12 protein-coding genes are annotated in these 17,315 nt (G+C 59.0%); 8 read left to right on the top strand and 4 right to left on the bottom strand.

Annotation, left to right across the window (positions count from 1 at the left end; translation table 11 throughout):
• The first annotated feature begins 7 nt into the window (after positions 1-7).
• On the top strand, positions 8-664 hold the full coding sequence (locus QU595_RS17240; RefSeq protein WP_315924104.1) for a hypothetical protein: 657 nt from the start codon (positions 8-10) through the stop codon (positions 662-664).
• Between the two features lie 8 nt (positions 665-672).
• Here the strand turns inward: QU595_RS17240 and QU595_RS17235 are convergent, their stop codons facing one another.
• Complete coding sequence (locus QU595_RS17235; RefSeq protein ID WP_315924102.1) at positions 673-1,614, bottom strand: hypothetical protein; 942 nt, start codon at positions 1,612-1,614, stop codon at positions 673-675.
• A 177-nt stretch (positions 1,615-1,791) separates the two neighbouring features.
• Between QU595_RS17235 and QU595_RS17230 the strand changes: the two genes are divergently transcribed.
• Positions 1,792-2,601 (top strand): hypothetical protein, encoded by an 810-nt coding sequence (locus QU595_RS17230; RefSeq protein WP_315924100.1) that lies wholly within the window; start codon positions 1,792-1,794, stop codon positions 2,599-2,601.
• A 6-nt stretch (positions 2,602-2,607) separates the two neighbouring features.
• Here QU595_RS17230 and QU595_RS17225 read toward each other — a convergent pair whose 3' ends face one another.
• Both QU595_RS17225 and QU595_RS17220 read right to left on the bottom strand, forming a co-directional pair.
• Entirely contained in the window at positions 2,608-2,886 is a 279-nt protein-coding gene (locus tag QU595_RS17225) for a GIY-YIG nuclease family protein (RefSeq protein ID WP_315924098.1), read from the bottom strand.
• 56 nt (positions 2,887-2,942) lie between these two features.
• Complete coding sequence (locus QU595_RS17220) at positions 2,943-4,505, bottom strand: DGQHR domain-containing protein (protein ID WP_315924096.1); 1,563 nt, start codon at positions 4,503-4,505, stop codon at positions 2,943-2,945.
• 105 nt (positions 4,506-4,610) lie between these two features.
• Between QU595_RS17220 and drmA the strand changes: the two genes are divergently transcribed.
• Positions 4,611-8,123 carry a DISARM system helicase DrmA gene (drmA, locus tag QU595_RS17215; protein ID WP_315924094.1) on the top strand — a complete coding sequence of 1,171 codons (3,513 nt, stop codon included), beginning with the start codon at positions 4,611-4,613 and terminating at the stop codon, positions 8,121-8,123.
• On the top strand, positions 8,120-9,982 hold the full coding sequence (locus tag QU595_RS17210) for a DUF1998 domain-containing protein (RefSeq protein ID WP_315924092.1): 1,863 nt from the start codon (positions 8,120-8,122) through the stop codon (positions 9,980-9,982). The genes drmA and QU595_RS17210 overlap by 4 nt, the downstream gene beginning before the upstream one ends.
• A 250-nt stretch (positions 9,983-10,232) precedes the next feature.
• On the opposite strand, the gene QU595_RS17205 is transcribed toward QU595_RS17210, so the two are convergent.
• Positions 10,233-10,745, bottom strand: coding sequence for a hypothetical protein (locus tag QU595_RS17205; RefSeq protein WP_315924090.1), 513 nt, complete (start codon positions 10,743-10,745; stop codon positions 10,233-10,235).
• Positions 10,746-11,054: 309 nt separating this feature from the next.
• Between QU595_RS17205 and QU595_RS17200 the strand changes: the two genes are divergently transcribed.
• The 4 genes from QU595_RS17200 (at position 11,055) to QU595_RS17185 (ending at position 17,242) form a co-directional block, all read left to right on the top strand.
• Positions 11,055-12,134, top strand: coding sequence for an AAA family ATPase (locus QU595_RS17200; protein ID WP_315924088.1), 1,080 nt, complete (start codon positions 11,055-11,057; stop codon positions 12,132-12,134).
• A 78-nt stretch (positions 12,135-12,212) separates the two neighbouring features.
• A complete protein-coding gene (locus QU595_RS17195) occupies positions 12,213-13,064 on the top strand; it encodes a hypothetical protein (RefSeq protein WP_315924086.1) in 852 nt (283 codons plus the stop codon).
• A gap of 62 nt (positions 13,065-13,126) precedes the next feature.
• Complete coding sequence (locus QU595_RS17190; RefSeq protein WP_315924084.1) at positions 13,127-16,237, top strand: hypothetical protein; 3,111 nt, start codon at positions 13,127-13,129, stop codon at positions 16,235-16,237.
• Between the two features lie 12 nt (positions 16,238-16,249).
• On the top strand, positions 16,250-17,242 hold the full coding sequence (locus QU595_RS17185) for an ATP-binding protein (protein ID WP_315924082.1): 993 nt from the start codon (positions 16,250-16,252) through the stop codon (positions 17,240-17,242).
• The last annotated feature ends 73 nt before the right edge of the window (positions 17,243-17,315 follow it).

The raw sequence follows: 17,315 nt of genomic DNA, 5'->3' as shown, positions 1-17,315 counted from the left end.
GGAGCCGATGGGAGGGATTTCAAATGCACAGGTTGAATGGGCACTGATCAATCGCCTGAAAGCGATGTTGGACGATCCGCCGAAGACCAAGTTCAACATAACGCAGGCGTTCTCGATCTTCAGCACGATCCTGCTCTGGAGCAAGAATCGTGCTTGGGTTGGTGGGAACAATCCGCCGCCGGTTTGGGCGGACCCGATCGACGCTCGCGCGCACGCCGTCAGGCAGCAGCTCCAGAACGAGCGCATCATCGATCCGCCGTGGTTGCTCTCGTTGCACGAGCCGGCACTGGTCTCGGCGAAGAAGGATCATGGTGCTGCGCTGGCTGGTGCGGCGGTGAACAGCGATTTCCATGCCATGTCAGCGGACCAGTTCGTCAATTGGCTTCGTAACGCACTCGGCCATGGAGACGGCAGGACCATATATCCTCTGCATCGGCATCAGGGTCCCGCCGATAAGACGTGGCTGACGGGCTTCTATATCGAGTTCAACGAGGCGCTGAATTCGCCGAACAAACTGCATCTCCATCTTTACGAGGCCGATATGCGTCGGATCGGCTCTCATCTTGCCCACCTGTTCTGCAAATCGCTCAGCGGTGACGACGAGTATTTCGAGGCGGAGATCGGTACCAAACAGCGGGTGAAGGAGGCAAAATCCGCCGCCTGACGGGATGCTCACTGTACCAGCGCCACCGTCTTGCCGTTTCGGATCTGAAATCGCTGAACGGTGATGCTTCCAGCTCGGAGCGCGAGCGCGACATCGTTCGGCACCTCCGCATCCTCCGGCAGCACCAGGTGCCGACGCACCTTGGTGTCACCCGCGGAATGGACGACCAGTTGCCCGATCGCCGTATAGAGCACCTGCCGCGCGCCGCTGGTCTTAACCTCGTAGATGTCGGTCAGATGACCACCACGGTGCACAAGAAGATCGATCAACGGTGAATTCGTCGCCCTTGCCCCTTTATCCAGACGGCCTTCCACCCACAGCTTCAAGGCGTCGACCACATCGCCGTGAAAGCTGACATAGTCCAGGTCGACGTTCACGGCCCCTGTTTTCCGACCGGAGAACTCCTTTCGGTATTCGTCCCATTCCGAAGCCCTCCTCTTGAATGCCGCGTTGTCCAGATCGCCGGCATCGACGGCATCCTTGAATGACCTGACCTGCCGCACGAAATGCTCAATCCTGTCGGGGAGGTTGGGCGCATCGAGGCGGCCGATGACGATGCCCGCCCGTGTTGGGCCGACGGTCGGGAGGACAGGCACCAACTCGGGCTTGAGCCAGGCCAGGAAGTTCTCTCGGCTCACGCCCGTCTTTCCGCCGCCCGGCCGGCCCGTGTGCATCAGATACAGTCGCCCAGCCTCGTCTTTGGCAAAGAACCCCTCGGTTCGCCCGTCATCGAGCCGGATGTTGATCTCCACTGTGATCCGTTGACCGGAGCGGGTTCCGTCAAATATCCCGAACGAGTTCCAGTATTTTCGACCCTCATCGATCTCTCGGGCACCGAAGTACAGGCGCCCGTCGCCATGTCCATAGAGATCGATTTCAACGAAGTTTGGCCGGAAGACGACGCGGTGCCTTCCGATGCGAGGCATTTTCCTCAGGGCGCTCTGCAGCAATCTCTGGGCCCTTCGCTTTTGGTCTGAGCTTTCAACCACTCGCAACATTCATCAGTCCTTTGATCGCTATGGTGTATCCGCGATTGCCTCGATCACTCCAGATGTAGGGCAACAACACTCGGCGGTTTACAATTGAGCATTCGTGAATACCGTGGGCGAGGGCTTGGGAGGAATCAATTGAAGACAGTACGGGAGGCAAAGGTCGGCAAGGCAACATTGCGCCTTGTCCAGACCCCGAAGGGGTACAGCGGCATCGTGCTGCTCGACGGGCAACGGAAGGCCCTGGAGGAAGGCGACGACGCGGACGATGTGTGGCGTCGGATCCAAGACGCAGCCGCCCGCTCGAATCCCCACTTTGTTGGGTACGACGGGGCCCGGTCCCGGTTCCTGCATTTCTTCCCTCAGGGATTCGAAGGCGCCGACTACAGCGGTCACGAGCGGGCGTACAAGCTGAAGGCCAAAGCTAAGCTCGACGAAGCGGCGCCGCTCGCAGAGGCGACGAAGGGAAGCGGATTCGGAGAGGCGGCTCTATCAGCCTACCGCGCCACCAATCTCCTGTCGCCCTTCGAGAAGACGCGCCTTCAGCCGCTGCTGAGGAGTCCGGAAGCGGATGACTTCATCCAGGCCGCGGCCGCATTCGCCAGTGGCGACACCAAGCGTGGCCTTGTCGCGATGGCCGCAGTCCTGAAGCGACATGACAATGCCAAATGGACGGTTGTCACCTATCTTCCGTTCCTATGGAAGCCGGAGGAACATGTCTTCCTCAAGCCGACCATGATCACCGCCTTCGCCGAGCGGGTCGGCCACTCCTTCGCCCATACCTACAAGCCGGAACTCGATGTCGCGGTTTACGAGTCCCTGCTCGATTTGGCACGGACTACGAGGGAGAAGATCGCCGATCTCGACCCCCGTGACATGATCGATGTCCAGAGCTTCATGTGGACGGCGGTCGAATACACGGAAGAGGACAAGGCCGACTATCAGTGACGGGGGTCAGATCGCTGTCGGCGAATACACCTTGTTCAGAACAGGCCACACGCCATGGACGAGGGCATGGCTGTTCAGCCAGGTACGTTCCACCTTCTCCAGGTCCGTGCACTCCAGCCAGAAGAACCAGATGGCGCGCCCGTTGGCCGTGGCGGAAACCTTTTCCGGCGTATCAAGATGTTGGCCGAACCTGCGGCGGAGATTTCTGGCCAATCCCACATAGAGGATGTCCTCCTCGAACGTGGCAAGCGCATAGCAGCCGGATTTCTCGCTTACAAAACGCATTTGGGCGCGCCGAAACGGCTCCTTTGTCGCTGGGCAGGGTGATAGTTCTCTGACCTTCATACCTGGATCGTTTCCGCCATCGACGCACTGTTCAGCGCGCGCGTCATTTCCTGAGCCACGAGGCGCAGCGCGCCCGAATTGAGCCGGCCTGCCTGACCGCCGGTGCGCCACCATTCAGGGTGCCCGACTCCCGCGTATTCGCCCTCCAGATTGTCGAAGCAGACCTGCAGCAGGGACTCCATGGTGCCCACCTGATAGTTGCCACCCGTCTGGAGCTTCATAAAGAATGGGATCGAGAACTGGCAAAAAAGCTCGACACCGCCATACTTGTACAGCGTCTCGGATTCCCCGTCGTCCAGTGTTGATGCAATAGCCTTCCAGTAGTTCAGGAAAATCTTCTTCTCCTTGTCGAAATCCCGGATCGCCGTGATGGGGTTGTTGGCGGTCAGCACGTATTTGACGATCGATTTGGCGAAGCTGCTCTGGTTGATGCGACCCGTGCCGGAATCGTCATTTGCCTTCCGAATTCGATTGTACCAGGGAGAATCCGGCTGGTCGTTCAGGTAGTCGACATAACGAACAGCCTTCTCGACCTCACCTTTCTCCACCGTATTCAGGATCCATTTCGGGAGGCTGGGCATATCCTCGATGTCGAGAGCATCGGTCAGCCGGGCAATGATGCGCTGCTCCACCGACTTGTCGACGCTCTTCTGCGTCGTGTTGACAATCAGGAAATGGCACATCTGGTGGATGGTCGGCAGGTCGATTGCGATGTTCACCGGCACCTCGAAATCAAGGACCCGCGAATCCTTTTCGGCGGCGACTTTCAGTCCTTCCAGGCGATGCTGCCCATCCACGACATTGAAGGGACCGACTTCGCGTATATCGATCGTGACCGTGTTAGTGGATGGGTCGAACGGTATAGACTTGTCGGTGGCCAGAAAGACCGAGGTGGGCAGGAATGCGTCGCGCGCGTCCTGTCCCTTCACCACGTAGTCGGCAAGCTTCTTTGCACGCCCCTTGTTAAGTAGCCGTTGGTAGCCTTTGTCGTCATCGTTCGCCGGATCGAGCGTCTCGACCGTGTAGAAGCCGGGCCGGATCAGGTCGCTCACCTTCAGCGCGGTCGTGTAAAGTGTCAGGTCGCCTTGCCGAACCCGAGCCGCTGGGATGTTCAGTACAGCCATATCGTCAAATTCCCCCTTCTTGTGAATTGGCGTTGCCGAACCGGATCGGTGCCACCGCCGCGCATGCCCCTCGGAATTTCCGTTTAGCGACAGTTGCAGCGAAGCCTCGATAAAGGACATTCCATCCTCGATTGCCGACAAGTCTTCAAGATGAAGTTCCTTGTCGTGCTGCCACCCGTTCTTGGCCGCATGGCCGATATGGTGGAGCAGCCCTTTGGGGTCAGGTGTGTCCGTTGCAAAGACTCGCACGAGCACGCGCTTCTTCTGAACTTTGACTTCCGCGAATATCCGGTCGACGAAATAGACGATTCGTTGGGCAGATGTTGCCCTTTCGACTATTCTTCCGTCCAACCGCAGGATCCTTGACCTGAGTTCCGTCAGAACAGGCCGTATCTGGGGTTCGGCATATGAGATGTGTTGCTCGACCGGCGTCATTGCCACCCTTCCCGTTGTCCCGCTTTAACACCGTACCAATCAACGAATTCTTGATAGAAGTTAAACGACGCTGTGGCGATTCTTACGGCGATAGGGGTGGAAGAGATGATCAGCACGATCGAGGTTCGGAACAGGCTCGTCGATATTCTGCGGCGTGACCTTGTTGGGCCGCAGCCCGATCTCGACTCGGATTTGGCGCGGGAAGTGCTCTCCGAAAAGCCGTCACGCTGGTATGTCGGCGGTTTTATCGTGCCTGCCTATGATGGCGCGGCACCCGCGCTCCCCGATGAAGATGAGGCTGCAGAAGAGATTGGCGACGACCTCCTGGCCATCGAAACCCTGGATTCGGGCCTGGACGGAGATACGGACGAAAAGGATTCCTCGGACCAGCCACCGCGCGACAGGTTTCTTCCGTCGTCGATCGGCCTCACTGTTATGCTGCCTGAACATGTGCGTGAGGTCACGCTTCGAGCCACCTGGGGTAGCTACAAGACGGAACCACCCCTACCGGACGAACTGCTTATTCCGGAACTGACCGAACGGGGAAAAGCGAAGCCGGAGAAACCCGAAAAACTCCATTGGGTGCGTATCCCGGGTGAAGCCACGACCGTTCTCGATGTGACCCGCAACCAGTCCGGCATCCCGCTGCCCGAGAGTGCTGCGCCTCAGCGTCCGGGCGGCGGACTTGAAGCCGCGGTCCACCAACGTGTCCTGATGCAAAGGACTCCGGAGGGAGCCGACGAGCGCTTGCGCGTCGTTACCGTCTTTCTCGTCAACCGCCGGCGGAGCGCCAAGGCGCCATATAAGGATGTGGCCTACGCGTTCCAGACGCGGATCGAACTCGAATGCCAAGAGGGGTTCCATCCCCGCGTTGACCTGTCGACCTATCATTCCGAGGATTTCGACTTGAGGCTTGGCGATCTCCACTATCGCGACGTGTGCGAATACGCTGTCGGCAGGAACACGTCGGCGGGCTGGGAGGAAGCCGTCGAGGAAACAGGGACTCCGCTCCCGGTGAAACGCGTCTGGACTGAGTTCCTTCCGCAGCAGGAAGTCGAACGCGTTGCTCCGGCAAAAATTGACAGTGTCGAATTCGGGATGGAGGCGCTCGCTGGCTCAACGCATTCCGGGCCTGATGCGATTGGTGCCGCGCTCGATTCATTGCCCGCGCTGTATCGCCAGTGGCGAGAGAGTCAGGAGCACCTTGCCGCTGGCTTGCCGCCGAGACGTCTGAAGGTTGCCGAGACGCTCCTGGCAAACATCGATACGGCCTGCCAAAGGATTGAGGGCGGCATTGAACTGCTCAAACGTGATCCGCTCGCCCGGGAAGCATTCGGGTTGATGAACACTGCGATGGCCATGGCCAATCGGCGCCGAGAGAGTGTCATTCAGAACAAGGCTCCGGTGGAAGTTGCCTCGCCGACATGGCGCCCATTCCAGCTGGCCTTCGTGCTGCTCAACCTAGTGGGGATGACGGAACGAGGCAGCGCTGAACGCGAGGTCGTCGATCTGCTGTTCTTTCCGACCGGCGGTGGGAAGACGGAGGCTTATCTCGGCCTTGCCGCTTACGCGATTGTGCTGAGACGGCTTCGTGGTTCGGGAGTCCTTGGGGCCGGGGTCAGCGTCATTATGCGTTACACGCTCCGCCTGCTTACCTTGGACCAGCTTTCCAGAGCTGCAGGACTCGTTTGCGCGCTCGAACTCCTGCGAACCGGGGACGGCGGGAAATCCTTGGGGGACTGGCCCATCGAAATCGGCCTTTGGGTCGGTGGCGCTGCCTCTCCTAATGTCCTGAAGCCGAGGAATTCTGCCGACAAGGATGCCGCCACTACCTGGCTCAAGCGCTACCAGAACCGCCCGAAGACTAAGTCGCCCGTCCCACTGAAGGCTTGTCCCTGGTGCGGAACGCCGTTCAAGCCGGAGAGCTTTCATTTCACACCGAACCGAACGGCACCGGAGAACCTCGCAATTAAGTGCGAGAATGCCGAGTGCGATTTCACGCGCGATAGGCACCTTCCCGTTCTCGTCGTCGACGAGCCCATCTACCGACGCCTTCCGGCCTTCCTGATCGCCACGGTGGACAAGTTCGCGTCGCTTCCCTGGCTCGGCCAGAGCGGTGCCTTCTTTGGGCATGTGGACAGGTATGAACCGGGGAAAGGCTTCTTTGGGGCATCGGAACCCGGACTTGGGCGTCCGCTTGGGAATGGGCACCGCCTCGACCCCCCCGACTTGATTATCCAGGATGAGCTTCATCTCATTTCCGGGCCTCTTGGAACCGTTGCGGGCCTCTATGAGACGGCGATCGATCTCCTGTGCTCACGACCACGCGAACAAGGATTCGTGCGCCCCAAGATTGTCGCTTCGACTGCCACCGTCCGCCGGGCTGAAAAGCAGATTGCCGCGCTGTTTGACCGTCCGGCGACGGCCGTGTTTCCATCGCCTGGGATTAACCGCACGGACAGCTTCTTCGCGAGAACGGTGCCATCAAGCCAGGAGCCGGCGCGTCTCTATGTCGGTCTCGCCAGCCAGGGGCGTGGGCCGAAGCTGCTATTCCTCAGAGCTATGCAGACCTTGCTTGCCGGGGCGCAATCCTTGGCCACATCGCCGGCAGAAGCTGGAGAGGACCCGGCAGATCCGTATCTCACCGTTCTCGCCTATTTTAACGCGCTTCGGGAGCTTGGTGGAGCCCGCCGCATCGTCGAGGATGAAATTCGAGAGCATGTTGCCAGCTATGGCGATAAGCGGCGCCGCATCGTTCCTGACTCATTGGCTTTCGCGAACCGCCAGATGCGCCAACCTCTGGAATTGACCTCCCGTGTAAGCACCGATGAAGTCGCCATGGCGAAGGAAAGGCTTTCCAAGGCGTTGGTAAAGCAAGGATTGCTTGACGAGGACAGCGTCGACGTTGCCCTTGCCACCAACATGATCTCGGTCGGGCTCGATATCAGCCGACTTGGTTTGATGCTGGTGCAAGGGCAGCCAAAGACCGCGGCCGAATATATTCAGGCGACGAGCCGCGTCGGGCGCGCTACAGGGAAGCCTGGCCTCGTGGTCACCCTGCTCAACCTGCATAAGCCACGTGACCGCACCCACTATGAACAGTTCCGGGCCTTCCACGCGTCCTTCTATCGGGCTGTGGAAGCAACCAGCGTCACACCCTTCGCTCCGAGGGCGCTCGACCGCGCCTTGGCCGCCGTCATCGTTGCGGCAGCCCGGCACCACGATCCTGCACTTTCGCCGTCCATGGCTGTCAGTCGGCTGGAGGAGTTTCCTGGTGCGCCGGAGACGGTGATCAAAACACTGCGCAAGCGGGCCGTGTCCGCAGGCGTCGACAAGGATTCGATCGAGCGCGTCGCATCGCGGGCAACCGAACTCTTCGATTGCTGGGAAGAAGTCGCCGAAGCCCAGACCGCCACAGGCGGCGTGTTCACATATGACGGCTCGGGAGTGGAGCGGCGACTGCTGCAGTATCCTTTGGACCGTGCCGCGGAGACCTTGGACCCGGCTCACCAGCGGTTTGTTGCCGCGCGTTCTATGCGCGATGTGGAATACGCCGTGTTCCTGAAAACATGCGACCCATTTGGGCGGCCTATGTACGAACCCGAGGAAGACCAATGAGCCGCCCCAAGCAAAGTCTCAGCCAGCTTTTCACATCCTTCGGACCCGGAGCCATGCTCGATCTGCCAACGCGCTCCGTCGTGGTGGCGGGACTTGACCATTGGGACAGCAGCAAGGCGGCCTTCAAGAGCATCGAAGAGCCGAGGCTGACTACGCTGATGCAGACGGTTCTGTCGCAGACTGGCCGTTGGGACCCCAACAAGCCAGTGCGACTGCGGACGCCGCCTATCGCCCAGGACAATCGCAACGAGGCTGATCCGGCGAGCGTTGCTGTCCGGATTTTCCCGACCTGGTTCACCTGTGAGGGGATTGCCGAGGCGGGGTCCTCGAATCCGCGCCGTCGGCGACTCGTCCGCTGGAACGAACTCGATGCCAGCGGCGGCCGCAAGCGATTCCAGCGAGACGACGGTAAGAAGGTGGACGTGACTCCCATCCGCTTCGTCGGTGCCTGTAAGAAAGGGCATTTGCAGGATATCGACTGGAAGTGGCTCGTCCACCGAGGCGAGAAATGCAGTGAGGCTCTCTGGATCGAGGAACAGGGTACAAGCGCTGATCCCGCCAATATCCGCATCGGCTGCCAGTGCGGGAGGCCCGCCGTGTCCCTTGCCGATGCCTTCAAGCCGGGGTTCCTTGGAACCTGCAAGGGGAAGCGGCCCTGGCTCGACAGTGAAGAAGCGGAATGTAGCGAGCAACTGCATTTCCTGTCCAGGTCAGCGACAAATACATATTTTCCTCAGGCAGTGACGATCATCTCGCTTCCCATTCACGAGGATGCGCTAAGCGAGGCGATCCGAAAGCACTGGTCGAGCCTGCAATCAGCCCCCAACCCGGAATTCGTCGGGATACTGAAGAACGTTCCCGAAATAGGCGCAGCGTTTGCAGCCTTCACGAACGAAGAAGTTTATCAGCGGATTGTGCGCCTGCGCGAAACCGTCGTGCGTGAGGCCGTACAGGATCCCAAAATGGCTGAGTACGATCTGTTGGCTAGCGGCGACAGGTTCATCGGTGCCGACGCGCCCGACGAGCCGCTATTCGCTGAGACCCTCGAGCTAGGTGACGTGAGCCGCTGCCTCACGCGAGATGGCAAGTCCGTGCTGGATGGCATCGTCGCCGTGCATCGCCTCAAGGCGGTCACCTGTCTCTACGGATTCACCCGGCTGGAGCCTGCTCCGACCATCGCCGACGAGATGCTGGACGAGGTCAACATTGCCGTAGATGGTGCACCATTGGCGGAGGCCGCAGACTGGCTTCCTGCCATGGAGCAGACTGGCGAGGGCGTCTTCTTCACCGTCCGTTCTGCTGCGGTCAGGGAATGGCTCCAACGAAAGCCGGTGGTCGACCGAGCGAAGGTGCTGATGCGGGGTGCCAAGCACTACCAAGACCGTCACAATGTGAAACAGCCGTTTAGGGGCATGCCGTACGTCCTCCTGCATTCGCTGTCGCACGCGCTGATGGAGGAAATCTCTCTGGACTGCGGCTATCCCCTGAGTTCCCTGAAGGAGAGGGTCTACGCCTTCAGCGGGAACGGCTCGGATCGACCGGATCGCTTCGGAATCCTCATATACACGGCCAGCGCCGGTGCACAGGGGACGCTCGGCGGTTTGACCGAGGTTGCGGCGAGGATACCCCAACTCATCCACAATTGCCTCGAACGGCTGCGGTTGTGCTCAAATGATCCGGTCTGCGCCGACCATGATCCATCCGTTGTCGGTGATGAACGCTCCCTGATTGGGGCTGCGTGCCACGCATGCGCCCTAGTGCCGGAAACGAGTTGCGAGAGCCGCAACAATTTCCTGGACAGAACGCTGCTCATCGACACGGTGGCAGGAAACGACGCCCATTTCTTCGGCGATGGCTAGATCCCGATATCAGATCGAGAGCATGACTGTCCGAGATGGATGTCTCGGCCATCCAACCGCCAAGACTAGCAAAGCTTGATCTCGCCGGCTTAAGGATTCGGTGTGGATCAAGACAGGTTCGGCCATTCTCGCCCCACGTGAGCAATCAAGTCCTGCTCGGATAACAAATCAAAACCGCAGAATGGCGTTCAAACCAGGGTCCGAATGTCGTCACGGGGGCAGTAGAGTGGAGACTCACGTGGCGTCCTTTTTATGGTGCTTCCATGGAGTTCTGGATAGGCTCCCCGGCAATCCAGTACCCGTCGCCGACGTTGACGAACTCCGGAGAGCTCCACATAACTTTTGCTATCCGCTTGATCGGCACCTTTGCATCGATCTTGATGCCAGCACGGGTCAACCGCTCGAGGATCTCTGATCTGGTCAACGGGTGACCGGCCTCCTTGAGTTCTCGGCGTACGAACGAGCGGATAATGCTGGCAGCACTTCCCTTGCGTTCATTATAGTTCCTCGTCGGCGGTTTCCTGGGCGTTGAGCCGCGGGACCCCTCCCTAACTTGCGGTGGCTTTGGAGGTTGAGAAACAGGCTTCTGCCTTCGTAGTGACCGTAATGCATCTTTCAGACGGGCGAGATCCTCCACGCCGCGGCGCACGTCATCTTCGCAGGCCGCGATTGCCGCTATGAGTTCCTCTTCGACTCTCTTCACCGCCATGCCTGTGGCTGCAGAGATCGTATCTGCGCGGCTTGTACCCTCATGCAGGCCCACTTAAGGCTCCTTCAGTTTTGGTTTGACAAGACTCCCGAATCAGTCTCCATATACAGACAGCGTCGGCTGTGTAGCGGCGCGGAGTGCCCGGTACCGCGTCAAAGACGAAACGACGAAGAGGGCAGACCATGAAATCCTCACTATCCCCGTAGCATCGAGCACGGACGATTCAAAGGATTCCTTCTGTAGGAGTCCTTCGCATCCTTCAGGAATCCACAGCCGAATCCCGGTGACTGCCAAGGTCCCTGGCGGCTACGCAATCGAATCCTTGAACGAGAAGCCGGCTTTCGTCCGGCCAGGAGGGCTGTAATGGCACCCGCAACCGCCGATGGAGAGATTGTTGCCGAATTCGCCCGGATGCGTATTGGCAATCCGCTGCTGGACGAGGCCCACAGCCTCTTCGATAACCTTCGGTACGTGGGGCGGCGTTGCTCAGTCGGCCCCCTTCCTTGGGGAGGGGTCTTCGGCCCCCCTCTGACCGGAAAGACCATGTCTGTGACGACCTATATCGAGTCGAGCGTCGTGGACGAGCTGATCCGGCATCGAAAGTTTGCGGCCGATATGGACCGGGAGGAAATTGCCAGGCAGCAACGGACAGTCGTACCTGTGATCGTGTCTCCGCAGGCGACCGAGAGATCGTTCGCGGTCGACATCTTGCAAGCTCTCGGAGGCCCATTGCCGCCAAGAGGGCTCTCAGCCCAAGAGTTGCTGGCACTGGCATGCGTTTCTCTCCGGGATCACAGCACCGAATTGCTGATAATCGAGGAGGCCCAGCACCTGCTCGATCAAATGACCTTCAGGGCGTCAGCTTCCCGGGCGGAAACAACAGCCACAAAGATACTTAAGACACTGCTGCTTAAGGGCGTGGCACCCGTCGTTCTCGTAGGAAACATGGAAGCGCGATACGAGCTAATGAGCAACGTTGCGCTCGCCACGCGTTGCATAAAGCATCTGGACTTCGGCGCTCTGGACAGAGTGGATGAGGTTCAGTGGGGGACCTTCATCAATTTTGTCGGCACGCTTGGCGCCAGGCTTAAGCAGCACGGCCTGTTCGACGAACCGTCGGACTTTGTTTCGGGAGATGTAGTAGCCTGCATTCACGAGGTCGCCAATGGCCGCTTAGGCATGGCATCCGCAATAATTTGTTCGGCCAGCATGGTGGCGCGGAAGGCTGGTGCAGTCCGTGTCACAAGGGAGCATCTTTCGATTGCAACTGATACCTGGGCCGTTCCCGTTGGGATAATCGATTACAACCCTTTTGAGGATGGCATCCGCAGCGCCGCATGTAGCCGGGCAGCCGGCCTCCTTGGCGCGGTCCGACGCAAGCGTCGTCCGGTTGCCCGTCGTCACTCGGAGCGATTGGGGGATGAGCGTCGATATGACCATTAAGGGACGTAAGAAGGCCAGCCACTTCGATGGGCTTCGGTACTGCGACGAGCCTGGCGACCGGCCGTTGGAGTGCTTCCTATGACGCGCGGTGTTCATTTGCCAGTCAAGGGACCGAACATGGAAGCCCGCGAATTCCTTGAGACGGTTGCACTAGGCCACATCCAAATCGACCAATGGGTGAAGGGGGTCGACGGGGACGGTAAGGCGATAGTCGAGAGACCGTGGCTCACCCTGGCGTCGGATATCCATACCAGGTCAATCCTCGCCGTCGTCATCTCCTTCGAACCTCCCTCGATCCTGACGCTGCTGGAAAGCCTGGGCCAGATCGTCCGGCCCAAGGAATGGCTGAAGACGGAGTTCGGGGGTGCGATGGCTGCCTCCGTCCGGGGAATGCCGCGGACGCTCGTAGTCGGCCATGAGTGGGCCCAAGTCGGCGTCTCGTTCTACGCCTTGTGCGAGGCCGCAGGCATTGACCTGGTATTCGCTCCCCTGAAAACACTTGAATACAAGGGCCACGTCGAGAGGCTGCTTCGGACCATCACCGAAAAAGTATTTCATCGTTTGCCGGGAGCAATTCGGCACAAGCCGTTGGAGATGTCCGAACGGGAACTGGATCCCCGCAGCGAAGACCTCCTGACGCTCGAAGAGCTTAGAGACAGGTTGTGGTGCTGGGCCTGCACTGACTATTCCATGCGTATGCACCGCGGGATCGGCATGGCGCCTTCAAGAGCCCTGAAGCTCAGCCTAGAGCAGAACGGCCGTCCGATCATCGACGACATTCATAGCCTCGACGATCTGATGGGCCAGATCGCGAGGATGCGGCGGTCTGTTGTGCATGTCACAATGTCGGCGAAGGCCGCTCCCAAGACGCTTGCCAATGGACATCCTCAACGTGTTCGAAGACGCGGCCTCTCCCCTCGCTTCGGATAGGCTTTCGCACGCACGCGCAGGACTCAGACGCGCCGAGCCTTAATCGGAGCGAAAGGATACGCATGTTCTTGGATATGGCTCAACAGCTATCGGACACGGCCGCGCGCATCGTCCGATCCTCAACGGGCGGACCGCTCAGGCAGATGCGGAAGGCACGTTGGACCAAACCAACCGGCACCTTCGTGTCCTTGAAGGCCGGCAGTCGCGCGATGCCTTGGGAGTCCTTGGGGGCGGAGCTTCCCGCACTGGAGCTCTGCGAGTTTGCGAGTCCGGTGGTCGCCCTGCTTTCTCAGCCGCACCGCCTAGAGATGTACGTACGCGGTAAATCCAACCCGCTGGTGTACTTTCCGGACCTCGAGCTCGATGTTGAACCCGCCGCTTTCCACCGCATCCTTGAAGGCGTGCCCTTCGCCAGGGCGCTTCTCGAATGGTCACCGACGCAGCGACAGCCCGATGACCGCCCTATGAAGCTGGTGGTCGAGATCAAGTCCGATGACGATCCAAGGAACAACGATCCGAAGTACCTCCACAAGCTCAGGCTAGCCGCTGACATTTACAAGAGCATCGGGGTAGGATTCGTGACCGCGAGGTTTTCGGACGATCTAGCCTGCGTCGACCTTCCCCGCATCCATGACTTTCTAATTGATCGATACACGGAAGTTTCCGTGGCCGATTATCATCGGGCCACAGAGTGGATCAGTCGATCCGGTGCCAAGGGGGATCACGGCGAATTGGTTGAAGCGCTGGGAGGTGGTCTGGTGGGAAAGGCCAAGGCGGCCGCTCTTCATGTAAGACGGATCGTTTCCATCGACATAAGCCGCGGCGTCGACCAAGGAATGAACACCTATGAATTCAGACGGAATGGGACCCGCGGCATGACCGAAGCGACGACAGACATCCGTCCGGGGCAGCTCTTCCTCTTCCCGAAGAAGTCGCGGGAATGTGTCTATGAGCTACACGACATCACGGGCGACGGGACACACGTGTTCGTTGCTAAATCCGGGCGTTCGACAACCAAGCTGTCTCATGACGATGTGCTGGAGAAGTTCTCCGTCACGGGCGAGATGATCCGGGTACATGTTGAGGGGGAACCGAGCCCTTCTGAAAGCTTCACTTACGTCGATCCAAGAACTTTCATGGACCCGGACAAGGCCTCTGGCAAAGTCGAACGGCTGGCGATCACCCGCCTGAAGAGGAAGTACGTCAAGGCACTGTCTCAGCAGTTCTACACGCGCAAGTTCGATGCCTCCCCCTGTCCGCTTGGCGACTACAAGCTCAAGGCATTCATCCGAATGCACGAAGACGAGGCCAGATCGCTGGGTCTTGATCCAGATTTCTCAGCCAGCACGTTGAGGCGCTCAATTAAGGGCTGTGGGAGGCCGGGCACCAGGGATCTACACCATTTCCTTGGTCCCCAAGATTCGGAGAAGGGCTCGTTCTGGGATCCCTACGTTTTAATGCTCAAGGCGGAGATGATCGACCTGTTCTGGTCGGCGCGCGCGCCGAAGCTCTGGGAAGTCCAGAACGAGTTCTCGATAAGGCTGAAGAATAAGAACGAAGAGCTCGCACGATTGGGTGTTGAGCATCAACTAGGCCAACCCAACAAGGAGACGTTGCGACTCTGGATCAACGGCGCCGAAAACTACCATCGATATAGGGCGCGGTATGGGGAACTCCGGGCCGGCCGCCGCTTTCGGGGGCAGAGTCGAGCGATCCAGGCCTCTCGCCCGCTCGAATATGTGATGTTCGATCACACACCAGCTGACGCCTGGGCAAATGTGGAGAATCCGTCCGGTCAAGTCCTGATGCAGGAACGCCCGTGGCTGGCGCTGGCAGTCGATGTTTACTCCCGGATGCCTCTCGCGGCGATACTGACCTTCGAGCCGCCATCAATCAATACTGTCGTCATGTGCATGAAGCAGCTGGTCCGGAGAAAGGATTTTTTGCCCCCCGAACTCCGGAACTTCAAGAACTTCGCTGATGCCGGGGGGAAACCGAGTTTCATCATCGTGGATTGCGCCTGGGAGAATGCTGAGGTCTCCTTCCAGACTATGTGCGAGAGCTTGGGCATCAACATCATCTGGGCTCCAATCCATACTCCCGAATTCAAATGCCACGTCGAGCATGAATTTCACTTGCTGAACCAGCTCTACTGGCACCGCTTACCGAGCGGTATTCCCCACAAGCCACATGTGATGTCCCAGCTCAGGCTGGATCCCCGATCTAAAGCAGACAGGAATCTCGAGCAGATGACCGACGGACTCTGGTACGCAATTCGAAAAGCCGCCTTCTCAGAGAACAGAGGCCTAGGGATGTCGCCTGCTCTCGTCTGGAAGGACGGCATCGAACAACACGGTAGGCCGATGATAGATAACGTCAACGCTCTCGATACTTTCCTGGGGCGGGTCAAAAGTGCTCAGCTTACGACGTCCGGCATCAGGTATGACAACCAGCAATTTCACGACCCGCTGATTACGAGCGCGCTCCTGAATGACCTAATGCGTTTTGCTAAGAAGTCGCTCCAGCGGAAGTCGCTGTCATCAAGCGGCGTCGCACGGGTGCACATCGTTCTCAATGAGACATGTGAATATATTGAAGTCTGGAACCCTCGCACCAAGCTAAACATCCGCATCCCGAATGTCCTTCCACGATACTCGGCCGGGCTCACATGGAAGGAAGCGGCTGACAGCCGCCAGTTCGCGCGGGATCGCAACCTTCAGTTCTGCAGCGAAGACGAGATGCTGGAAGTCGTTGCGGCTTTGCGAGCGACGTATGAACCCATCGTCGCCTCCCATCCATTCCGGGAAGCGCGAAAGCTGGCGCCTAGGTTCACCCCTGGGACGAAGCTCGTGGCGGGTTCGGTAGTGGAAGAGGTCTTCGAAGACCCGTCGGATTCGGGCATGGGACCCAATGTTCCCAATTCCATCGCCGCTCAGGAGCGCACTGACGATCGCTCGGTGATCAAGTCGAGCCGCCGCGGGGGCGCCACCGCCACTAAGAAAGCTATGGCAACACGGGCCGCCAATCAAAAGAAGCGTGCCACAATGATGGCGCAGCCTGTTCAGCAGATTCCGGAGACTGCTCCGAAGAAGACGGGGCCGATTCCGCGCTCGGTTTGGACCCAGGTCGAAGACGCAGACGGACTGCTGGCCGATCTCAGAAGCACCCTGTGAGGAGGCACTGCAATGTTACCCAATGGTGAGATAGCCGCGAAATTCCTGCAAATGCGTATCAAGCACGACCGTTTGGTAGGGGCCCATAAAGTTTTCGATTCGATGCGGAAGATGAAGATCGATGCGCCTTGGGAGCCCCAGCGCTTCTCCTGCATCTTCGCTCCCACCGGGTCGGGAAAATCAACGACGGTGAAGGACTATATCGAGACGGTCATCGTGGACTTAGTCATCGCGCAAGGTCTCTTCCCAGCAAGCATGAACCGCAAGGAGATCGCACACAAGCAACATATTGCACTGCACGTTACCCTCGCTGCCAAGGCGACCGAAAAGTCGTTCGCCTCCGATATCCTGAAAGCGTTTCGTGATCCCAGGGCCTCACGAGGCACCAAGGATTCAATGCTCGGGCGCGCCTACGACTACATTGAAGCAAAGGGTACTCAGATCATGTTCATCGATGAGGTCCAACACCTCGACCATCGCTACGAAGCCGATCAAAAGAAAAGCAGTCGTGTTTTCTCGGCCGAGAATTCCTCTGTCACCGACATGATGAAGGTGATCATGATCGAGGGACGCATACCCATCGTCTTCCTCGGCATTGACGGCGCGAGGAATCTCATCCTCGGCGACGAGCAGATGAACATGCGAAACTTAGGCGAGATCGATTTCAGCCAGCTCAGGCCCGAGCGTCCCGCCGAGCAGCGGATGTTCGTGCACTATCTGGGATCCGTTGGCATTCTGATGCAGCAGTGCGGCATTTTCCCCAAGGAATCTGACTTGGTTTCGGGCGACATACCGGCGAACGTCCATGAGGTCGTTGGTGGACGTCTGGGTACGGCAAGCAACCTGGTGCTGGCTGCCGCCACTATCGCCAGGGAGCGGGGGGCGGATCAACTGCTGGAAACGCATCTGCTGGCCGCGGTCGACGAATGGGCGATCCCTGCCAAGCTCATCAGCTATAATCCGTTTCGTTCGGGCATTAGACAAAGGGAGCTGCGGGCAGCATGATTTCCGATCTCCATGTGCAGCCTCCGACGCCGCGAAACCACCCTCAAGGCGCAACTCCCCTAGTCGTGCCGTT

The organism is Mesorhizobium sp. SP-1A, from assembly GCF_032460275.1.
GTDB lineage: Bacteria > Pseudomonadota > Alphaproteobacteria > Rhizobiales > Rhizobiaceae > Mesorhizobium.
This window is presented reverse-complemented; position numbering and strand designations above follow the sequence as displayed.